At 47.6% G+C, this 21856-nt stretch carries 21 protein-coding genes; 11 read left to right on the forward strand and 10 right to left on the reverse strand.

Annotation, left to right across the window (positions count from 1 at the left end):
* Positions 1–88: 88 nt before the first annotated feature.
* Positions 89–256, reverse strand: a complete 168-nt coding sequence (locus tag H6F51_13575) for a hypothetical protein (GenBank protein ID MBD1823512.1) — start codon at positions 254–256, stop codon at positions 89–91.
* A 166-nt stretch (positions 257–422) separates the two neighbouring features.
* On the opposite strand from H6F51_13575, the gene H6F51_13580 reads away from it, so the two are divergent.
* Positions 423–2609, forward strand: coding sequence for a hypothetical protein (locus H6F51_13580; protein ID MBD1823513.1), 2187 nt, complete (start codon positions 423–425; stop codon positions 2607–2609).
* On the opposite strand, the gene H6F51_13585 is transcribed toward H6F51_13580, so the two are convergent.
* Together H6F51_13585 and H6F51_13590 are read right to left on the reverse strand one after the other, a co-directional pair.
* Positions 2606–4000 (reverse strand): DUF2079 domain-containing protein, encoded by a 1395-nt coding sequence (locus tag H6F51_13585; protein MBD1823514.1) that lies wholly within the window; start codon positions 3998–4000, stop codon positions 2606–2608. The two genes, H6F51_13580 and H6F51_13585, sit on opposite strands and share 4 nt — an antisense overlap.
* 124 nt (positions 4001–4124) lie before the next feature.
* Entirely contained in the window at positions 4125–4811 is a 687-nt protein-coding gene (locus H6F51_13590) for a zinc metallopeptidase (GenBank protein MBD1823515.1), read from the reverse strand.
* 223 nt (positions 4812–5034) lie between these two features.
* Between H6F51_13590 and yqeK the strand changes: the two genes are divergently transcribed.
* From yqeK to H6F51_13605, 3 genes are all read left to right on the forward strand, one after another.
* The gene (gene yqeK, locus H6F51_13595) at positions 5035–5715 is read left to right on the forward strand and encodes a bis(5'-nucleosyl)-tetraphosphatase (symmetrical) YqeK (protein MBD1823516.1); all 681 of its coding nucleotides are present in this window, start codon (positions 5035–5037) and stop codon (positions 5713–5715) included.
* A gap of 44 nt (positions 5716–5759) precedes the next feature.
* The gene (gene rsfS / locus H6F51_13600; GenBank protein MBD1823517.1) at positions 5760–6164 is read left to right on the forward strand and encodes a ribosome silencing factor; all 405 of its coding nucleotides are present in this window, start codon (positions 5760–5762) and stop codon (positions 6162–6164) included.
* A 336-nt stretch (positions 6165–6500) separates the two neighbouring features.
* Complete coding sequence (locus tag H6F51_13605) at positions 6501–6992, forward strand: CGLD27 family protein (protein MBD1823518.1); 492 nt, start codon at positions 6501–6503, stop codon at positions 6990–6992.
* Positions 6993–7065: 73 nt separating this feature from the next.
* Here the strand turns inward: H6F51_13605 and H6F51_13610 are convergent, their stop codons facing one another.
* From H6F51_13610 to H6F51_13625, 4 genes are all read right to left on the reverse strand, one after another.
* Positions 7066–7275 carry a high light inducible protein gene (locus H6F51_13610; protein ID MBD1823519.1) on the reverse strand — a complete coding sequence of 70 codons (210 nt, stop codon included), beginning with the start codon at positions 7273–7275 and terminating at the stop codon, positions 7066–7068.
* Positions 7276–7342: 67 nt separating this feature from the next.
* Entirely contained in the window at positions 7343–8248 is a 906-nt protein-coding gene (locus H6F51_13615) for an aldo/keto reductase (protein MBD1823520.1), read from the reverse strand.
* A 95-nt stretch (positions 8249–8343) separates the two neighbouring features.
* Positions 8344–8679 carry a hypothetical protein gene (locus tag H6F51_13620; protein MBD1823521.1) on the reverse strand — a complete coding sequence of 112 codons (336 nt, stop codon included), beginning with the start codon at positions 8677–8679 and terminating at the stop codon, positions 8344–8346.
* Between the two features lie 521 nt (positions 8680–9200).
* A complete protein-coding gene (locus H6F51_13625; protein ID MBD1823522.1) occupies positions 9201–13316 on the reverse strand; it encodes a PAS domain-containing protein in 4116 nt (1371 codons plus the stop codon).
* Between the two features lie 652 nt (positions 13317–13968).
* On the opposite strand from H6F51_13625, the gene H6F51_13630 reads away from it, so the two are divergent.
* A complete protein-coding gene (locus tag H6F51_13630) occupies positions 13969–15195 on the forward strand; it encodes an FGGY-family carbohydrate kinase (protein ID MBD1823523.1) in 1227 nt (408 codons plus the stop codon).
* Positions 15196–15381: 186 nt separating this feature from the next.
* Positions 15382–15744, forward strand: coding sequence for an endonuclease domain-containing protein (locus tag H6F51_13635; protein MBD1823524.1), 363 nt, complete (start codon positions 15382–15384; stop codon positions 15742–15744).
* A gap of 369 nt (positions 15745–16113) precedes the next feature.
* Here H6F51_13635 and H6F51_13640 read toward each other — a convergent pair whose 3' ends face one another.
* The 3 genes from H6F51_13640 to H6F51_13650 all read right to left on the reverse strand — a co-directional run bounded on the left by H6F51_13640 (position 16114) and on the right by H6F51_13650 (position 17507).
* Positions 16114–16533, reverse strand: coding sequence for a hypothetical protein (locus H6F51_13640; protein ID MBD1823525.1), 420 nt, complete (start codon positions 16531–16533; stop codon positions 16114–16116).
* Between the two features lie 427 nt (positions 16534–16960).
* A complete protein-coding gene (locus H6F51_13645) occupies positions 16961–17155 on the reverse strand; it encodes a hypothetical protein (GenBank protein ID MBD1823526.1) in 195 nt (64 codons plus the stop codon).
* Positions 17142–17507 carry a VOC family protein gene (locus tag H6F51_13650; protein ID MBD1823527.1) on the reverse strand — a complete coding sequence of 122 codons (366 nt, stop codon included), beginning with the start codon at positions 17505–17507 and terminating at the stop codon, positions 17142–17144. Before H6F51_13650 ends, H6F51_13645 begins: the two co-directional genes overlap by 14 nt.
* 76 nt (positions 17508–17583) lie before the next feature.
* Here H6F51_13650 and H6F51_13655 point away from each other — a divergent pair, with 76 nt between their 5' ends.
* The 5 genes from H6F51_13655 to H6F51_13675 all read left to right on the forward strand — a co-directional run bounded on the left by H6F51_13655 (position 17584) and on the right by H6F51_13675 (position 21830).
* A complete protein-coding gene (locus H6F51_13655) occupies positions 17584–18666 on the forward strand; it encodes a class I fructose-bisphosphate aldolase (GenBank protein ID MBD1823528.1) in 1083 nt (360 codons plus the stop codon).
* Between the two features lie 509 nt (positions 18667–19175).
* Positions 19176–20348 (forward strand): pyridoxal phosphate-dependent aminotransferase, encoded by a 1173-nt coding sequence (locus H6F51_13660; protein ID MBD1823529.1) that lies wholly within the window; start codon positions 19176–19178, stop codon positions 20346–20348.
* Positions 20349–20366: 18 nt separating this feature from the next.
* The gene (locus H6F51_13665; GenBank protein ID MBD1823530.1) at positions 20367–20630 is read left to right on the forward strand and encodes a type II toxin-antitoxin system HicA family toxin; all 264 of its coding nucleotides are present in this window, start codon (positions 20367–20369) and stop codon (positions 20628–20630) included.
* Complete coding sequence (locus H6F51_13670) at positions 20620–20832, forward strand: type II toxin-antitoxin system HicB family antitoxin (protein MBD1823531.1); 213 nt, start codon at positions 20620–20622, stop codon at positions 20830–20832. Before H6F51_13665 ends, H6F51_13670 begins: the two co-directional genes overlap by 11 nt.
* A gap of 152 nt (positions 20833–20984) precedes the next feature.
* Positions 20985–21830 carry an alpha/beta fold hydrolase gene (locus tag H6F51_13675; protein ID MBD1823532.1) on the forward strand — a complete coding sequence of 282 codons (846 nt, stop codon included), beginning with the start codon at positions 20985–20987 and terminating at the stop codon, positions 21828–21830.
* The last annotated feature ends 26 nt before the right edge of the window (positions 21831–21856 follow it).

Consider the following 21856-nt stretch of genomic DNA (forward strand, 5'->3'; position numbering starts at 1 on the left):
CGTTCATCTTCAACAGAAATAATTACTTTGAATAAATAGAAATAGAGAACGTTCGACCCTGGTTCGACTCTGGTTCGACTCTAGGCGGTCACTTCGTGGAGCTAAGCGATCGCTTCAAGTTCTCGTTTGAGCTAATCCAGCACGATCGCGATCTAGCTTTTTCAGGGCCCAACTCTAAACTCCGTCGTCCTGTCCTAACTTCATGCCGAATATCCCGCCAAAGGTTCTCAAAGTCTTCCACAGAGCGCTGCTGCATTAAATGAAAGTGCCGTCCCTACTCCCTACTTCCTACTCCTTTTAGCGTTCACGACTCAAACGGGATCGCTATAGGTCTACGGTTTATGTTTTTTGTTTGAAGTGCTTTCAGAAGCGAATAAGTTGCGTCACAATATGGAACGGGTTGGAGTCGAAGAGAACACTTGATGCAAATTGAAACGCGCTCTGACATGCAAAGAATTGAGACAGATCGAGGCATTCGGTTCTGTCAAAGTTTCACGATCGCTAACACAGCGCCAAATGCAAAATACGTAGCAATTCACTATTGGCTAGAAGTCACCGAACCTAGCTTCTTTTCCCTGCTGGAATGGCATTCCTTCTCACCGACATCGCCAACGGCCATCGCACCGGGAGAAATCAAAACCATCACGCTCAACTTTGATATTCCCGCTCATGCGGCTCCGGGCATTTATCACTACACGATCGCCTACAAATCTGAGCAACACATCAACAAAACAATTCGCCATCCGCTTCAGTTTGAAGTCCCGTCCATTCAGCCCCAGCAAGAAACGCTAAACGTGAGGATCGATCCAGGAACGACGGCTGAAATGCCCTGTCTATTACGCCCTGGCCGCTCCGTTACCTTCACGATCAACATCGAGAATCGTTCTGCATTCTCTGATTTGATCTATCTCAACTGTGCGGGACTGCCACCAGAGGCATTCACGATCGAGTATCTCAATCGCAATTCCCAATCCGTCGATGCGGCTGAATCCGTCGATGGCTTACGGCTCGAAGCGCGGCACTGTGGCGAAATTCGCTTTACGGTTCACCCGCCCAAATCTACGCCTGCCGGAAACTATTCGCCGACCTTGCAACTGATCTCGATGAACGCTTCAGAACTGTTGACGCTCGATGCGCTTCATATTCAAGTGTTAGCCGAAGCGCATCTCGAAGCTGAACTCAGCCCCAAAGTGCGATCGGTGCCCCAAGAAGATGCCAGCTTTACGCTAACCATTCGTAATCGCGGCAACGTTGAACAGACGCTACGCCTTGATGCCAGAGATTCAGAAAAGCGCTTCCAGTTCACGATCGAGAACAGTACGGTCACAGTTCCACCAAATCAGGAAATGGCGATCGTCCTCAACGCCACACCCCGGCAGCAGTGGCAGCGCCCGTTCTGGGGCAAGCCAATACGCTCATTGGTCAGCTTGTATCTGATTCCCACCGATCTCGTCTCAGCGACTCCGCCTTATCCGCCGCAAGCAAAACTCCTCTGGTTTCCGCAACCGAAATGGGTTTTAGCCGCTTTGCTGCTGCTTGGAGCCAGTACCATTCTCAGTCTGTTGGGTTTGGTTTATCGATTCAACCGTCAACCGATCACAACGGCTGATGTGCTCACGTTTAGTCCGACCAAGCGAACCTATCTTGAAGGCGCAAGCAATGCGGTGCGCCTAAATTGGGCAGTGCGAAATCCTGAAACTCTGAACCGACTGGTGCTGGTTCAGTTAGATGAAGGCGCAGAAATTCAAAGCAAAGCCTACAATTTTTCCACCTCAATTCCTCAAGAACTGCAAGCGAAGTCCGATCAGGACAATGGCTGCCGTCGTGTCCGCCCAGAGATACCCGCTCAGTCTGCACCTGTTCTTTGGGAACTCCCGCTTCCTGACCTGCCCTGGTTTTCCTCGCTTCAGCAGCCCGCAAACTATACGAAAATTGAATGTCAGGGGATTCCCTTTGTCTCGTCGCAGTCCGGCACGTTTAAATATCGCCTGAAATTGTTCTCGAAATCGGACACCCGCGTTCCGATCGTTCAGCAAACCACTGAAACCGTCACCGTAAAATCAACCGGTTCCTCTCAGTCGTCTGAGCAATCTCCTTTATTTATTGAGCGATCGTCGGAAACCGATCGACGACCTCAAATTCTTTCGTTTACCCTCAACGGACAAGATGCCACAAGCCAACTGACACACACCTTTCCTGTTGCAAGTGGAGATGTTGCGAATGTGGAGGTTTCTTGGCAAGTTGCAGACGAAAATGGCTTAGAGGTGGAGCTTTTGCCGTTTTCGGGAGCGGTCAAGCCGCGAGGCTCAATCACCTATCCGATTATGCCGGGTAACTTAAAAACGATTACGCTCACGGCTCGAAATCGCAACGGGCAACAGGTTACACAGTCGGTGGATATTCAAGCTGTCGTTGCCGATGTTCCCCGTTCTCCTCGGCGGATGCCACGTCGATCGATGCCGCAGCCTTCACCGAGCACGAGTTCTACGCCTTCACCTGAAGTGACTCCGACTCCTGAAGTGACTCCGACTCCTGAAGTGTCTCCCTCACCTCAACCGAGTGTATCGCCCATGCCTACGCCTGAAGTGTCTCCCTCACCGAGTCCTTAACGGTGCAGCAATACAATTCCGTCTTGAGCAAAGACCTGCTTCAATCCATAGGTTTGCTGAAGCTGCTGAATTTCTGCTTCAGACATCGATCGCCGCACTGCCCAGACTCGTTTGGCGTTGATTAACACCGCATCATATGGCTCTGATTGCTGTCGTCCCAATTGCTCGATGACTTTTCGATGACTTAGGTGGGGAACCAAACGCGCATCTGCCAGTACCCGATCGTCTTCACGAATCAGGGCGATCGCGGCTCGGCTCGCTGCCCAAGTGTCCATCCGCCGAATGTAAAACGTGAAGTAGCCATACTTGCCGAGAATGAATAATCCCACGATCGACCAGGCTAAAATCGCTCGGCGGCTCGGCAACCATTTCGGCGGATTGGCAACGGTTGCGATCGCAATTAGCATCAAAAACGGCAACAATGGCAGCGCATATTGATCGGTGAGGGTGCGCTGTCCGTCTTCCTGAGACAGCATATTCATCGCCAGTGTGGGAACGGCTGCAACTAAAGGAAGCCAATTGCGTGGATGACTTGCCCAGACGATCGGCGCAAAACTCAAAACGATGTACTCAAAGTTCCGAAAGGTGAACAGGGTCTTCAGAAAAAGCAGCGGATTGAAGATGAGATTTTTGGCGATTTCGCTGTAAGACCTTCCCAAATGGGCATAACGGAATAGAAACCGATCGATAGAAACGCCGCCCTCAGCGCTCGGTATGATCACCTGCGTTGCAATCACAAACCAACTAATCCCGGCAAGAAGCGCGATCGCACCATAAACCCGCCGATCTTCACACAACCAGAGCCAAATTCCCATCGCTGCCACACTCAATCCGAGTGCATCCCGGCAACTCAGAATAATCGCCACACAAATACAGAATTGCCACAATCGCTGAGCGCGGGCAAACCACACTGCACCTAAGAATGCGGGAACGGCGATCGTTTCAGGATGAAAATCGGCAATATTCGCATTAAACGTTAAGGGATACAGCAAATACACCCCCATCAGCAGCGTTGCCCATTTCGGTGTGATCTTTGCCTGAAGTGCCAGTTCTCGCACCATCCAACCGCCAATCACAAGCGCGATCGTTTGAATCAACAATAACCAGTACACACTGGGGTAAATCTTGTAGAGCAGGGCGATCGGGTAAAAAATTACGGCAGCATGATCGCCCAAAATATGAAATCTTAACAGCGTCGAAAACGGGGTTTGACCCTGGCTAATCAGATAAACTGCCTGATCAAAAATTCCGAGATCCCAAGCTTCAGACTGCATCATAAAATGCCGCATTCCGCTAAATCCAAACCCAATGATGCCTGCGATCGCCAAAATTCGCCAAGGTATGCTTGCGGCTGGATCGTTTTTCGCTTCATTGGGGTTGGATTTGAACATGGTGGAATCTACGACCATACGATCGCGAAGTTCTGGAATTCGCAACAGTATCCCATCAAATCTGCATGAAAAAACCGATCGATCCGACTCGATCGGTTTGCTAAATTTGACTCAAATTAATCGACTAATCACGCTGACCCATTGCAATCAGAATGTATTGCACCAATTGAAGCACCGCATACAGCGCGGTTGCTACGTAGGTAAACGCTGCTGCATTCAATACTTTCCGCGCTCCCTGATTTTCCTCACCCTGCAAAATGCCCAACTCATCGATCAGCCGCAATGCCCGACTCGACGCATCAAACTCAACCGGCAAAGTCACAATGTGGAAAATAATCACTGCGGCAAACAGCGCAATTCCAAGCGGGATAAATACCTTGCCCAGTGCGCCGATAAACAGACCCGCCATGATTAAGATCGGGCCAAAATTCGCACCCAAGTTCACCGCTGGAACCAGCGCCGCCCGCATATTCATGGGTTTATAACCCTTCACATCTTGCAGAACGTGACCACATTCATGGGCGGCAACGGCTGCGGCAGCCAGCGAAGTCGAATTGTAAACCACTTCAGAGAGTCGGACTGCTTTCGCGCTTGGATCATAATGATCAGTTAGTTCGCCCGCAACGGGTTCAACCGTGACGTTGTAGATGCCCATACGATCGAGAATCATCTTTGCTACCTGCGCTCCAGTCATTCCCCCACGCGAGGGAATCCCTGAGTATTTGCGATAGGTGTTTTGAACGCGCTGCTGTGCCCAAAATACCAGAATCATGCCGGGAATCAGCAGGAGATATGACCAGTGAAAAAACATCGCCCTTTTACCTTTGCTTAAGTTCTGTACAAGACTTAATTGACTGCTTTTATCCCGTATGCTATCACCTGAAATTCCAAGTGTCTGCCGCAAAAACCGAACTTACGACCGGAGCAGTCGAGAATAGAGAGTTACGTTAAAATGAGGACAGAACTGAGAGGATGCAAGCGCTAAATGTCGAGGATTACTTGCTGTGTGTCGCTGACTGGAGTTAGCCACATATATGCGTGAATTGCCCAAAGCACTACAGACTGAAGGGACTTCGCCGCAGGTGAATCAATCGATCGCGCTCTCAGGTTTACTGCCTCCACCGGATCGAACTCGCGCTAGAGTCTTATCCTGGCTAAAAGGAAACGTGCCTGAAACTCGAATTCGACATATTCTGCGGGTGGAGCAGTTTGCGATCGAGCTTGCCGAGTTGCATGGTCTCAATGTCGAAAAAGCGGCTCAAGCGGCATTGATGCACGATCTCGCTAAGTTCTTTAAGCCCAAGCGATTGTTAAATATGGCGATCGCCGAAGGCTTAACGCTCGATCCGATCGACGAGTCGAATCCACATCTTCTCCATGCCGATGTGGGGGCGATCGTAGCGCGGGATGAGTTTGGAGTGCAGGATCAATCAGTATTGGATGCCATTCGTCATCACACGTTGGGCAGTCCGAACATGAGCTTACTCAGTTGTGTGGTGTATCTGGCAGACGGGCTGGAGCCGGGACGCGGGGACACCCCAGAGCTAGAAGAATTGCGTGATTTGAGTCGGCGAGATTTGATTCAGGCAACTTGGCGATCGGCGGATGCCTCGCTCAAGCACCTGATTCAAGCGGGTCATTTGATCCATCCGCGTACCGTTCAGACGCGCAATGCGTTCTTGCAGCAGTATAAAACTGGGGCACGATCGCGCTGAATCACAGTTTACTAAACCACTTCGTAAAAGGAATTCAAACCTGAATGACAGAACTTTCTAACCAACAAACCCTTTCCACACCGATTGCAAATCTCGACGATCGCAGCGCTACACTGGCACGTTTGGCGGCAGAGGCTGCCGATGAGCGGAAAGGGAGTGAGATTGTGTTGCTGAAAGTGGGCGATGTGACGGTTCTGGCAGATTATTTTGTCATGGTGACGGGCTATTCAAAAGTGCAAGTACGGGCGATTGCTCGATCGATTGAAGAGAAAGTCGAGGAAACGATGAACCGGAGACCGATTCGCTCCGAGGGCTTTGCGGAGGGCAGTTGGATTGTGGAAGATTACGGCGATGTGATTGTGCACGTCATGATGCCGCAAGAGCGCGAATATTACGGCTTAGAGTCGTTTTGGGGTCACGCGGCACGAGTGCCTTTTGTTGAGTTCTAGAGTTGTAAATTGAATCGATCGGGAGGTCACAGCTTGACCTCCCGATTTTTTTGACTGCGATTCTATTAAATTTCGAGCTTGCTGAAATGACGTGAACTTCGGTGATAGATTGTACTGTGCAAGAAATCGCATCGCACTTCTAGAGGATGATTTTGATCTAGAGAGCAACTCAAAAGAGCAGATTTTAGCCGATTTGAAAGAGTCCCTTCGCGAAGCGGAATCAGAACAAACGCTGCCGCTCTCAAAACTTTGGGGTGGCATTGTTTTACGTCTCCTTTCATCCTCTAGCTAAGTCTTTTATACTAAACGATATGTTTTCCTTTCCTCGGCTTGATCATGAACTCAGTTAGTTGTCCCGTTCCTGAAGAACAGCGACCAATCAACGAATATCAAGACCTGAAGGAATCTTGGTTTTTTCGGTGGGCAACGCTTGATCGCATTGGCTACCTGAAGCCGATTGCGGTTCTTTGGGCGATCACCTGGCTCATTTCTGCTCCCGTTGCTGCCGTCAGTTTTCCACCTGCGAAACATTTGCCGCAATTTCTCCTATTTGCATCGGCAGGAGCGCTGGTGATTCCGGGTCTAGCTTTGCTGCGGCTTTATTTGGGATGGGCGTATGTGCAGCGACGATTGCTCAATCCAGCCGTGTTTTATGAAGAGTCGGGCTGGTATGACGGGCAAATGTGGGAAAAGCCGCCGGAAGTATTGGCGCAGGATCGATTGGTGGTGAGTTACCAAGTTCAGCCAATTTTAGAGCGGTTAAAGAAGACGTTTGGGGCGGTCGCAGTTGGAATTACGATCGGGGTTGCAGTTTGGTTCTTTTTGTAAAACAGAACTTATAAAACAGAAAAGGGTGACGCATTCTAGTAGCGTCACCCTTTTTTATAAAATATTGCGAATTTTATAGGCTGGTTAAGAATCCGATGATGCCATGTCCGGTAAAGGCTTCTAAAAGCAGGAGCGAAACGAAGCCGATCATTGCAAGCCGACCGTTCAAGCGTTCTGCGTTGGTGTTGAAACCGAACTGAGGCTGGTCAGTGACATACATCTGGGGTTCGATCGCAAAATTATTTAACTTGCCTTGGTCGTCAACAATTGAACCGCTTCTCATTTTGTTTTTTCCTTGATTTCTTTACAAAGCTTAACAGGGATTGTTGAGTTTTGTAAAGAAACTGAGATTAAACGTTTGCAATCGCATCTTCGACGATCGCGATTTCTGGTGGTTCGAGTCGGACTTGTGCGGCTTTGATCGAGTCTGCGATCGTTTCTGGGCGGCTGGCTCCGGGGATCGGAACAATGCAAGGCGATTTCGAGAGCATCCACGCCAGAAGCAGGCTGTAAATTGATAAGCCTTTTTCAGCCGCGAGATCGGTCATTCCGGTGAACTGCTGTAATTGCTTGACGCGACTCATGCCACCGAGCGGACTCCAGGGTAAGAAAGTGATGCCTTCGGCTTCGCAGTATTCGAGTACGCCATCATATTCAGGGTTGCGATGCCAGGGATTGTATTGGTTTTGCACTGAAACAATTTCGACTACATCGCGAGCTTGTTTGAGCTGATCAATGCTGAAGTTTGATACGCCGACATAACGAACGATTCCCGCATTTTGGGCTTCTTTGGCGGGAGTGAGTGCATCTTTGATCGAGTAGTTGGGATCAGGGGAGTGATATTGCCAAATGTCGATCGGCTTGTCTCCGCCCAATGCTTCAAAACTTTCGCGAATGGTTTTACGCAAATGATCCGGGTTGCCGTTCTGTGTCCAAGAGCCGTTCGGGCGCATCAATCCGCCTTTGGTGGCAATCATGACTTGGCTTTTATCGCCTGTGTATTGTTGCAGAGCTTTGTAAATCAGTTTTTCATTGTGATGCTTGTCGGATTCATCGCGACAGTAAGCATCGGCGGTATCGATTAAAGTAACACCGAGTTCTAAAGCTTTATGAATGGTGGCGATCGATTGGTCTTCCGGTGGACGATCGCGGATTGACATCGGCATTCCGCCAAGCCCGATCGGGAAGACCATTTCTCGCGTGATTCCGAGTTCTCTTAAATGGGACATTGACATTACTTTGTCCTGAGTTTCCATAGCAACACCTCTAAACTGTTTTTCAGTAAAACGGTATTCGCTCTGTTCCTACGTCCTGCCCAAGAAAGAGTTCAGAGATAATTAAGTTTATCGAGTTAAAGTAACAATTCAAGCTCAGTTTTGAGTGAGTCAATGTCGGCAACACGGCTGACAAGAAGGCTTTCTTTGCCTGCATCTTGGAGTCGATCTTTCCAGTGGTGAATCAAATCAGAATTTTGCATCCAAAAGTTCACAACGGTTCCGACAACTTGGTCTAGATGCCAGTTGTGCTGCGGGCTGACGGTTTCGACTGAGTGAATTAAAGCATCAAGTGTACATTCAAAAGTTGAGAGATATTCAACTCCTGTAGATAGATTTTTTTGAGTAATAGTTTGTTGTTGATTGAAGAAAGACAAAACTGGAGAGACTCCAACAATATCAAAGGTATACATTAATACCGTTTCTCCTCAGAACTTCGTTAATTTTTGAACGTTATTTTAAAGAGAAACAATTTGATTTGAGTAGATTTGTTGAACAAATTTAACGTAAGTTCGACAGAAGTTTGTGGCTGCGTTTGGAGCGGTGGAAAGCCCCCTAAATTCCCCATTCTGGGGACTTTGCAGGTTGGAGAACTCTCTAAGATGTGGAAAATTACGCTAATTCTTCACTTGTGGGGGATGTATACCAAATTGATCTTTAATCGCTACAGATCTTGTAAGCCCCCTAAATCCCCCACGAATGGGGGACTTCAAGTCAAAGAAGGATTAAATTCTCAAAGTCCCCCATTCTGGGAGATTTAGGGGGCGAAGGATCTGTAGCATTAACAAACTGATTGGGTATTAGGAGGCACGATCGAACACCAATGACGCAGAAAATTTCATCGCACTTACGTCAACTTAATCCATACTTGGAAGGTTTGTTATAGTTCCATTCATCCTTTGAACTTACCGTTTGAACTAAGCCTAATAAGTTTCTAATTCGGTCTAGCTAAAGTTGCGATCGCCACCGCTAATTGAATCGGCTCAACGGGTTTGGGAATGTGCATCTGAAATCCCGCCTCGATCGCTCGTTGTCGCTCATTCTCACTGGCATAAGCGGTGAGGGCAACCACAGGAATTTGCCTACCTGCATCTAGCGATCGAATCTCTCGAATCAGCCAATGCCCATCGTATTCGGGCATTCCAATGTCGCAAATCATCACATCATAGCGATCAGCATTAGCCCGCAAAGCAGATAAGGCTTCTCTAGCAGAATAAACGTTTTGCACTTTAGCCCCATACATCTCTAGCGCCAGTTTGCAGAGATCGCCGGTATCTCGTTCATCGTCAACGGTTAAGATGCACAATCCATCTAAAACAGGCTCAACTGTATTGTTCGTAGAAGTTGACCAAGACGGCGTGAGCCTAGAGGGTGCTATTTCCGAGGACACATTTTGCAATGGAAGCCGAACCGTGAAGATTGCGCCTTGTCCCTCACCCGGACTTTCCGCCTGCACGGTGCCTCCATGAAGTTCGACCAAATGCCGGACGATCGATAATCCCAATCCCAGCCCTGCTTCTGCTTTGGTCGTGCTGGAATCGCCTTGACGGAATCGATCGAAAATGTACGGCAGTAAGTCTGCTCGAATTCCGCGTCCGGTGTCGCTGACTTGAATTTGCGCCTCGGTTTCAGTCGAGGTCAGCGTCACTTTAACCTGTCCCCCTGCCCTTGTGAATTTGATCGCATTCGAGAGCAAGTTCCATATCACTTGCTGTAAACGATCGACATCGCCAAGCACGATCGCAGGTTCTAAGTCTGAGACAATTTGAATGTTTTTGGCTGCAGCTGAAAGTTGAACCGACTCGATCGCTGCTTCAACCCCTAACCTCACATCAATCCAACGGCGGCTGAGATTGATTTTACCGCTCGTGATGCGTGAGATATCGAGTAAATCTTCAATCAGTTGAGATTGCATTCTGGCGCTGCGATCGATTGCTGCTGAAGCACGATCGATCACAGTTTCGCTATGCGTGTGATTGCGAAGCATTGTTGCCCAACCGAGCATCGTGTTGAGCGGGTTCCGCAGTTCGTGCGAGAGATTGGAAAGAAAGTCATCTTTCATGCGGTTGTCGGCTTCTGCCTGCTGGCGGGCGAAGCGTTCACGCTCAAGCTGTTCGCGCTCGGTCACATCTTCGATCGACAGCAAAATCATGTCTGCACCTCCGTCTCGTTGCAGCTTACACGCATTCAGCAGCATGATTTTTTGCCCGATTCGCTCAAAAGTACGACTCACCTCAAAATTGTGAATCGGACGATCTTGAGTCAGCACTGCTTCGAGCATCGATCGCAGTTCGGCAAAATCCCACTGTCCGTTAGTGAACTCGGAGAAAGAAGCAGGGACAGTTTCTGAAGGAGAAACCTGAAACGTTTCATAGAACGATCGATTGACTTTGCTAATTCGCAGCTCGGTATCGAGTACCACAAGCGGGATTTGCACGGTTTCAATGATTGATTCTGCATAATTACGCGCCGCTTCTAGCACTTCACTATGGCGTTTGAGCGCATCGATATCTAGGAAAACCATTGTCACACCGTCAATCTGGTTTTGGGTCGTGCGATACGGACGAATGCGGAGCGCATACCAGTAACCGGATTGAGTTTGAATCTCTTGCACCTTTGTGTTGAGGGTGTCTAACACCTCTAAAGCCATTGCTTGTAAGTTCTCCGCATCAAAATCGGTGCGGAGGTCGTGAAACGGTCGTCCGACATCGCCAGGAATGAAATTAAACAAGCGCTGTGCGGCGGGAGTAAAGCGGTGAATTCTCAAATCGTTGGTCAGCATCAGAATGGGGACATTAATGCTGTCGATAAAGTTGTTGAGATCGCTATTGTCTCGGTTTTGTTTTAGATTGCGGTTGCGGAGTTCTTCATTCGTTGTCGCCAGTTCTTCATTCGCGGCTTGAATCTCTTCTTTCGCCGTTTGCAGTTCTTCGTTCGTGCTTTGCAGTTCTTCGTTGCTCGATAAAATCTCCTCGTTTGCGACTCTCAGACTTTGGTTGAGATAGTTCTGTTCTTGAATCACGGCTTGCAGATGAGCTTGGGCAGAGAGTTCTCGCTGAGTCGCAGCGACGAGGGCTTGCCGCAGTTGGACGATTTCGCGCTCTAAATCTTCTGGCTCTCGTCGTTCAACCGGGATTGCAGTCGAGGGCGCGATCGGCGGCGAAACCGCTTCAAAAATCACCAGAAAATAAAGCGTATTCGCGTTCGCAGGCTGGAACGGAATCACTTCTAGATTGAGCAGCGTTGTTCGCTCATCGGATTCAATCTCAACTTGTTCTTGTCGAATCAAGGCGTTTTGAGCTTGAGCGCGATAAATTGCGGTGCGAAGGGCGATCGACAATCCTTCTCGCGCCATCAGCAGCAAATTTAACTCAGTGCTACTGGGAGCCAGCTTCAAGTAAGGGTCGGTGTCGCCGCGCACTGACAAAATCTGCATTTGGTCATCGACCACTACAGTAACAGGCGCATATCGATTGGCAATCAGTTGATCGACTTCTCGCGTTAGATCAGATGACTTGGCGATGGCTTCAGCTACGCGCTGCTGGCTATGGACGTTCGTAAGCGAGAAAGAAGGTGTGGTAAATGCAAACAGAGAACGGTTTGCGCTTAACTTTCGGGTGTAGATTTTAGCGGATTCATTGATCGCACTGAACAAGTCTGAAGCAGCCTTGATGCTTTCTGAAGTGCCGAGAAGCAAACAGCCCGTTAGGTTGAGACTATAGTGAAACAACGCCATAATCCGCTCTTGGAGCGGATCGGATAGATAAATCAGCACGTTGCGACAGCTAATCAAATCGAGATTCGAGAAGGGCGGGTCGCCGCCGATGTTATGTCGAGCAAATACACACAGTTCTCGAATCGCGCTGCTAATTTGATAGCCTCCATTGGGTAGGGGGACAAAAAAGCGATCGCGGCGCTTTTCTGAAACCCCGTACATTTGGCAGTCTAAGTAGATGCCTAGTCTGGCTTTGTTGAGGGCGGATTCGCTGATATCGGTTGCAAAAATCTGAATCGGCGGAGGGGTAGCGCAATAGCTAAGAAACTCCAACAGACAGATCGCGATCGAGTAGACTTCTTCTCCGGTAGCACAGCCTGCGACCCAAATTCGGATCGGAGTGTCTGCGGTTTTGTTTTGGCTAATCGTGGGAAAAACCTGCGTTTTCAGTTGCTCAAAGACTTCCGGATCGCGAAAGAAGCTGGTGACATGAATCAGAATTTCTTCATACAATGCCCGCACTTCAGCCGGATGTTCTTCGAGGTATTGAGCGTAGTCTTCTAGGGTTTCGAGCCTATAGAGCAACATCCGTCGCTGAATGCGGCGATTCAGCGTGGTGGGTTTATAAGCGGTAAAGTCAACGCCAGTCCTGGTTCGCAGCAGCGCAAAAATCTGGGTTAAGGCATCGCCGGGTTGGGTGACTTGCTTAACGAATTGCAGTGGCTTTGAGTTAAATAAAGCGGGTTTACGGCTAAAGGTTGCAAGTTGTTCGGCGATCGCTTGGGGCGGCATCACAAAATCGACGTTTCCGGTAGCAACGGCGGTGTTTGGCATCCCGTCAAATTTTGCGGTGGCCTCACACTGAGCGAACGTTATACCCCCTGCAACTTTGATCTCGGTTAATCCTTGTGCCCCGTCTCCATCTGTGCCTGATAGCACAACCGCAACCGCTTTGGTTCCGCGATCGGCGGCTAATGAGTTGAAAAACACATTTGCAGGTAGGAATTTGCTCTTGCTCCGCTGCCGTGGTGCTAAATGTAGGGTGTTATTAGCGATCGTTATTTCTGTGTTTGGCGGAATCACATAGATTTTATTTGGCTCAACGATCATCTGGTCTTGCACCTCCTGTACCGGCATTTGAGTCACTCTACCGATAATTTCAGCCAGCAAGCTTTCATAGTTAGGAGACAAGTGCTGAATCAGCACAAATGCCATACCTGTGTTGGACGGAAGATGGCTAATGAGTTCTGTAAACGCTTCTAGTCCACCGGCTGAAGCAGCAATCCCAACCACAGGAAAGAGGGCATCGCTCTGAGGGGATTGTACTGAGTTCATCGGTTCACCTGAGCGCGAAGCATCTGAGTTTTCTCTGGGGGGGGGAAGAAGTCATAGCGGGAAGGATGGGAGTTGGAACACTATACGAAGCAACAAATACAAAGCAACAAATTAATCAATCAATTCTTCAGCAAACTTTGATAAGTAATCTACTCTTTAGAGTAGAAACGATAAGGAATAAGCCCTGATGAGAAATAAATACTATATTTACAGGATTTACAAGCTAAGCGCTTTTGTTTCTTGGAAATTTGACGTTCAGTAAAAAGCTAAAGTTTTATATCTCATCTCATACTTCAGCGGATGTGTGCGAATCGTAAGTATAAATCACTCGATGTTCGCCTAGCATCTTCTCTAGGTATATTTTCGACTTAAACTTAGAGCGAACGAAAGCTCTCATCCTATAGCAATCCTAAGTCATTTGTGAGATGCGTAGTTGATCGTGCCCCCTAAATCCCCCACGAGTGGGGGACTTTGAGCAAGAGGCGTTGAGTTTCAAAGTCCCCCAGAATGCGGGATTTAGGGGGCAGAAGCATACTGAAACGGAGCGACAAAGCCGCATTTATAATTCATTTAGGATTGCTATGGCAATCAAGCCTTTTCAAGGACTGTATAATTTCTGACTGATGTTATCCGAACTATTGCTGAATGCTGAATGAATTTATCTTTAGGGATTGATTTTGGAACTTCTGGAGCAAGAGCGATCGCGATCAATTCCACAGGTGCGATCACAGCACAAACCAGCGTGACCGCTTCTTCAGATTGGAATCAAATGTTGTGGCAATTGCTCGACGCATTACCGATCGAGGTGCGATCGCGTTTAAGTCGGATTGCGATCAATGGCACATCTTCAACGGTGTTATTGTGCGATCGTGCGGGTGTTGCGATCGCTGCGCCATTACTGTACAACGATGCTCGTGGTGCAAGTGTGTTAGAGCAGATTAAAGCAATTGCGCCTGCTCAACATACGGTAATGAGCGCAACTTCTAGCCTTGCAAAACTGCTTTGGTGGCAAGCAAATAATGAAAGTTTTTCTAATGCACAATACTTTCTACATCAAGCGGATTGGTTGGCGTTTCAACTTCACGGACAACTTGGAATTAGTGACTATCACAATGCTTTGAAGCTCGGTTACGATGTGGAACGATTAGAGTATCCCAATTGGTTGCCACTCCGAGAACTATTGCCGATCGTCGTTGAACCTGGAAGCGCGATCGCACCGATTCAAGCAGCGATCGCCCAAAGATTCAACATTCCATCCGCTTGTCAAATCTGCGCGGGAACGACGGATAGCATTGCGGCCTTTATTGCAAGTCAAGCCAATGATAGTGGAGATGCAGTTACTTCACTTGGCTCAACATTGGTGCTGAAGTTATTGAGTGATGTTCGGGTCGATCGATCTGACTTTGGTATTTATAGTCATCGATTTGGCGAGCGGTGGTTAGTCGGCGGAGCTTCTAATACGGGTGGAGCCGTGTTGCAGCACTTTTTTACATCGGATGAACTGAGGGAATTGAGCGATCGTATTCCCGCTCAAGAAAGTCCGCTTGATTATTATCCGTTGTTGCAAGTGGGCGATCGTTTTCCGATTAATGATCCGACGCTTGCACCGCGATTAGAACCGCGACCTGATGATCCGGTGGAATTTCTGCATGGTTTGCTGGAAAGTATTGCAAGAATTGAAGCGCAAGGATATCGCCTGCTCGAATCATTAGGGGCGACACCATTGAAGCGAGTTTTGACCGCAGGCGGAGGAGCAAAGAATATGGCTTGGACAGCAATGCGGCAAAGACAGCTTGGGGTTTTGGTGATGCAGGCGGATCAAACTGAAGCGGCTTATGGTGCGGCGCTATTGGCAATGCGGGGAGGATTGGAGAATTAAGGGTGATTGGGGGTTTCTTTGTGGAATGAATCTAATGGGATGTGGGTTCGATGGATTCTCTTTGCTTCGTTTCAAGAGGCTTCAGCCCCCTAAATCCCCCATGAATGGGGGACTTTGAGATTTGAGAAAGGAGAACAATTCGGATTACTGGGGCACTCTTAGGGGAATTTATGAGTGATTGAATTGATGGATTCTCGGCGTATTCGTGGAACAAATCCAAATATTATCGCTGCGGCTCGTCAGCTTCGGCAGAATCTTACGCCTGCTGAAAAGATATTGTGGCAAGCACTCAACAAACGCCAACTCAATGGATTGAAGTTTCGTTGTCAGCATCCAGTCAAATCTTTTATTGTCGATTTCTATTGTCCGCAGCATCGGTTGGTGATTGAACTGGATGGTGAAATTCACGATCGACAAGTGGAGTATGATGCTGCCCGAACAGAGAAGCTAAATCAGCTTGGGTATCGAGTGATTCGATTTCGGAATCAAGAAGTCATGTCCAATTTAAGTCGAGTTCTACAAAATATTATCACCGAAATTAAGAGTTAGTTTCACTTTCAAAGTCCCCCAGAATGGGGGATTTAGGGGCAGAACCCACCTCAAACGAAGCCGAAAGACTGATCAAAATTCACGTTGTTTCAATATGAATTTGATAGAAATGGTTTGCTGCGTTGATGTATTCGCGTTAGCCCCCTAAATCCCCCATGAGTGGGGGACTTTGAGATGAGAAGGTTTTGATATTCAAAGGGAGTTTTTGGTTTTGTTGATTCGTCGTTGATCGACAAGTCACGATCGCAGTTTCAATCCATCAGCAAATCGCTCCTGAAAATGCTCGATCGTACTTTATCCTTCTCAAAAACAAATAAAAGGGGCACAGGATAATCCCATGCCCTTAAATCACTAAGAATTGTGCTGTGATTAATTCAGAGAAAGCGACTTCCCGTTGTTAGAATTCGAGCCATTCTTTTCAACGGTTAATGTCGGTAAAGCTTCGGGTGCAGATTGCGAAGCAGCTTTCGATCGTTTGCGATTTGAGCCACCCGCTTTGCCGTATTCGATGCTGGATTTGCCGTATTTGGTGGCAACTCCGCTCAACATCCGTTCGGACATTTGGGACAGAGCTTTCTCGGTTTGTTCCAAATTTGCCCGCGCTTCATCGACTTTTGATAACAGCGTATTGTAAGCTTCCAGCGAGTCACGAGTCTGTTCGATCAGTTCGCTGTAGTTGACATTGGTTAATCCGTAACCGAGATCTAGATTTTCGTCGATCGATTTGAGTAAAGCCAATCGTCGCTGTGCTTTATCGATCGCAGCAGAACCGCGAGTTTTCAATGCCATGAGAGATACTACCTGAATGATTTAAGTTCTTTCTAAATTAATCCTGCTTCCTTCTTAATGAGATTCGTATTTCTATTGATTTATTATGGTTAGACTTTAAAGTTTCTATGTTGTTCGAGTCGGTTTATTCGCACAATTGCAGCAGTCACGGAAATCTACCTTTCAAATTGATAGCTGCATATCGTACAGCGCGAATTTGATAGGAAGCGAACAGCTTTGCTGCGCGTGAAACGAGATCGCTACGGTGCTGAATTCGGATCGCCCCCTAAATCCCCCACAAGTGGGGGACTTAGAGAAAAGAGATTCTCTCACTTTCAAAGTCCCCCACGAGTGGGGGATTTAAGGGGCACAAGCCACCAATAACGAAGCGAAAATTTCATCAAACTGACGTTAAAAAAATTCAAAATGAACGTTCAAAACCTGAATTTCAATCTTCCAGAACAACAAACGGACATCCAAAAATTAAAAATAGATATCCTGAAATTAAAAATAGATGTCCTGAAATTAAAAATAGATGTCCCAAAACAATAAACGGGCATCCCGAAGCAATAAACAGACATCCAACAACTGAAACTACACCGCTCGATCGAGCAAACGCCGATAGTTTTTCAACATGGCTCATACAAAATGATGCGATTGCCGTCCGGATCGTAAGCATACGCCTCACGCCCATGAGAAACCGATCGAATCTCACCCACAAACGCGTCCACTTGATCGAGATGAGCGATCGTACTTTCCAAGTTCTCAATCTGCACACACAGACTCACCGCTGGAAATAACGTGATCGGCGCTTTCTCTGGAGATTCTTCCGTAGTTGGGCGATAAATTCCCAGTCGAATCCCAAATGCCTCAAACTCGGCATACTTCGCAGGCGTAAACAGTGACGGTTCTTGCTGGAACAAATGGCGATAAAACTGCACCGATCGATCAAACTCCACCGCCGCGATCGTCACCCAGGCTTTCTGAATTCGCATAAAAATACCCTTACAGACATAAGCCATTTTGAACCTAAACGTTAGAGTGAATGAGAACAGTATTGAGGAAACTGCGATGACCGCTACACTCTCTGCGCCTCAGTCAGTCACATCTTGGCTAGGGGATGAAGGCGAAGACTTACTCACTCACAAAGCGAAAGTTTCTAAAGACTTACTGCATTTACCCGGAGCGGATTTTCTCGATCGCATCTTTGTACAAAGCGATCGTTCTCCCCAAGTTTTGCGGAGTTTGCAGCAGCTTTATTCATTCGGGCGGTTAGGCAATACTGGATATATTTCGATTTTGCCTGTGGATCAAGGCATCGAACATTCCGCAGGCGCTTCGTTTGCTCCGAATCCGATCTATTTTGATAGCGAAAATATTATTAAATTAGCGATCGAAGCGGGTTGTAATGGCGTTGCGACTACATTAGGCGTATTAGGCAGCGTTTCGCGCAAATACGCTCACAAAATTCCGTTTATCGTCAAGCTAAATCATAATGAGCTCCTCACCTCTCCCAATCAATACGATCAGGTGATGTTTGCCTCGGTGGAGCAAGCTTGGAACCTCGGAGCTGTTGCGGTTGGTGCAACGATCTACTTTGGATCAGACAATTCAACCCGCCAAATTCAGGAAGTCAGTCAAGCATTCGCTCTCGCACATGAATACGGCATGGCAACGATTCTTTGGTGCTATCTGCGAAACAATGCCTTTAAGCAAGACAAAGACTATCATCTCGCGGCAGATTTGACCGGACAGGCAAATCATATCGGCGTAACGATCGAAGCCGACATCATCAAGCAAAAACTACCGGAAATCAATAACGGCTATGCTGCTGTCGCCAAAGCCACCGGACAAAGCTATGGCAAAACCGATCCGAAAGTGTACAACGAACTGACCACGGATCATCCGATCGATCTCACCCGCTATCAGGTTCTCAATTGTTATGCCGGACGTGCCGGATTGATTAATTCGGGCGGTGCTTCGGGTAAAAATGATTTTGCTGAAGCGATTCGGACAGCCGTGATTAATAAAAGGGCTGGTGGAACGGGGCTGATTTCAGGGCGCAAGACATTCCAGCGACCCTTTGAGGAAGGCGTGAAGCTGTTTCATGCGATCCAGGACGTTTATTTATCGCCGGAAATTACGATCGCATAAACTCAACTGATTCTGAACGCAGGAGAGAGGCTTGAGTTTGACAAGTCTCTCTCCTGCGTTCAGAGCTAAAACCAATCTAGAATCAGTTTCTCAAGCGTCGCGCTAAGAGGGCGAATTATTTTGATTTGCGATCGCGCTTAAAAGTCCTCGCGAGCTGCACAACATTAATGTCAGTTCGATGAGTTTTTTCGCTTCGATTTGAGCGCTCTGCCCCCTAAATCCCCCACGGGTGGGGGACTCAGAGAAAGAATGGCAATTCTCTAAATTTAAGAAGCTTTCTAACCTTCAAAGTCCCCCACGATTGGGGGATTTAGGGGGCTACCCGCAGATCCGAACGCAGCCAAGACTTGTATCGAACTCACGTAACATTAGAAGCAATCTGTGATTAACGCTCATTAAACTGAGGTTAAAGTTTGCGGCACAACGATCGAGGATCGCGTTAGAATCCTTTAGTTGCGTCCGGTTAAGACGCTTCCCTTCACCAGCCACCTTGATTCAAAACCGTTGATATGAAACTGGCAGCACGAGTAAGTCAGGTAACGCCTTCGCTCACCCTCGCGATCGATGCAAAAGCAAAAGCCATGAAGCGCGAGGGCATTGATATTTGTAGCTTCAGCGCAGGTGAACCCGACTTCGACACGCCAGAACACATCAAGCAAGCCGCCACTGATGCGCTCAAACAAGGAAAAACGCGCTACGGCCCCGCAGCAGGTGAACCGTTGTTGCGAGAAGCGATCGTCCGCAAACTCCAGCGCGAAAATCAATTAACCTACAAGCCTGAAAACATCATTGTGACGAATGGCGGAAAGCATTCGCTCTACAACTTAATGATGGCAATGATTGATCCGGGGGATGAAGTGATCATTCCGGCTCCGTACTGGGTGAGCTATCCCGAAATGATCAAGCTTGCGGGCGGAACGCCGATCGTGGTTAAAACCACCGCAGAAACTCAATTCAAAATCACTCCGAATCAATTACGAGAAGCAATCACGGATAAAACAAAGCTGTTTATTCTCAATTCGCCCTCGAATCCAACCGGAATGGTTTACACACCGGATGAAATTCGAGCGATCGCTCAAGTGATCGTTGAGAAAGATATCTATGTTGTTTCCGATGAAATTTACGAACGCCTGCTGTATGACGGTGCAGAACATTTAAGTATTGCCGCAGTGAGTCCGGAAGCATTCGATCGCACCCTCATCAGTCATGGATTTGCCAAGGCTTATTCGATGACCGGATGGCGGGTTGGTTATCTTGCGGGTAATGTTGATTTAATTAAAGCTGCCAGCAAGATTCAGGGACACAGCACCTCGAATGTGTGTACCTTTGCTCAATATGGCGCGATCGCAGCCTATGAAGATCCGCGATCAAATGAATCAGTTGAACTAATGCGGCAGGCATTTGCAGAACGCAGACAAGCGATCGTCGATTTAGTCGCTGCAATTCCAGGATTAAGCTATATCAAACCCGATGGTGCATTCTATCTGATGATTGATATCAGCAAGTTTGGCATGAGTTCACTAGAGTTTTGTGATGGCTTATTAACTGAGCAGAAAGTAGCGGTGATTCCTGGAATTGCCTTTGATGCGGATGATCATATTCGACTGTCTTACGCAACAGATATGGCAACGATTGAGAAGGGGATCGATCGTTTAGCAACGTTCGTCAAATCAAAGCTGTAGAGGTGAAAAGCAGACTAAGTGAATCGCCAAGATAAGCTGCTGGTCAAAATTCTTCTCGGAACCTCCGATGCTAATATTCCATTTGAATCGCTGTGCAACCTTCTGACAAACCTGGGATTTGAGCAACGCATTCAAGGAAGCCATCACATCTTCTTCAAGGAGGGAATTGAAGACATCTTGAATCTTCAGCCCAAACAAGGAAAAGCAAAGCCATATCAGGTTAAACAAGTTCGTAACGTTATTTTGAAGTATCAACTTGCAGGCGAAGAAGATGAAGATTAAGTATGAACTGATTATTTACTGGAGTGAGATCGACCAGGCATTCATTGTCGAAGTGCCCGAACTGCCTGGATGCGCCGCAGACGGAGAAACGTATCAAGAAGCTGTGCAAAATGTTGAAGTCGTCATTCAGCAATGGATTGCAACTGCTCAGGAGCTAGGACGATCGATTCCCGAACCGAAAGGGCGTTTGCTTTTCGCGTAGATTGCTAAAATAGCGAATCAGATCCCAGTGATTGATACCGAATTAAACATAGAACGCGACAGATCATACTCAAAGTCCCCCAGAATGGGGGATTTAGGGGGCGAGAATCTGTTGCATCCACAAATCAATTTGGTATGAGTTGAATACAATCGATGAAATTTAACTTGGATGAACTTTACAAGATTTTGATTGTCGCACTGCGGATTTATGCGATCGTCTGTCTTGTCCTATTTTTTATTCAGACTCGATTTATCTTCATCCCAACGCGCACGGTCTACAAAACGCCTGCAACGCTCGGTCTATCGGCTCAAGAAGTTTGGATTCCGGCGAAAAATTGGTTAGGTCAAACCGAACGGATTCATGGCTGGTGGCTTCCGGGCAAAGATCCAAGCTTAGGAACGGTGCTTTATTTTCATGGCAATGGTGGGACGTTGGGCGGCATCGATCAAATGGATCGACTTCATGATTTGGGTTTTTCGGTGCTGGTAATTAGCTATCGAGGATATGCAAAAAGTGAAGGCGGATTTCCCTCAGAATCGCAAGTTTACGCAGATGCTGAAGCAGCCTGGAACTATTTGACAAACGATCGCAAGATTCCACCGAATCAAATCACGATTTACGGATATTCGATCGGCGGTGCAGTTGCGATCGATCTTGCGACAAAACATCCTGATGCGAGAGCGCTAATTGTTCAAAGCTCGTTTACCTCAATGAAGGATATGGCGCTGAGACAGAAGCATTTTCGCTTGTTTCCGTTGGAGCTAATCTTGACACAGCGATTTAACTCGATCGACAAAGTACGATCTCTAAAAGTACCTGTGCTGTATTTTCATGGCGATGCAGATAGCTTAGTGCCACCGTCGATGAGTCAGGCTTTATACGAGGCAACTCCGACTCGAAAGCAATTAATCTTTATTCGAGGCGCAGAACATAACGATGCAGAATTTAGCCTCGAAGATTTAGAAGCGATTCGGAAATTTGTGCAAATCGTTCGATAATGGTCGATCGTGAATAAATTCTCGAA

Source organism: Cyanobacteria bacterium FACHB-DQ100 (genome assembly GCA_014695195.1).
In the GTDB taxonomy this organism is placed as follows: Bacteria; Cyanobacteriota; Cyanobacteriia; order Leptolyngbyales; family Leptolyngbyaceae; genus Leptolyngbya.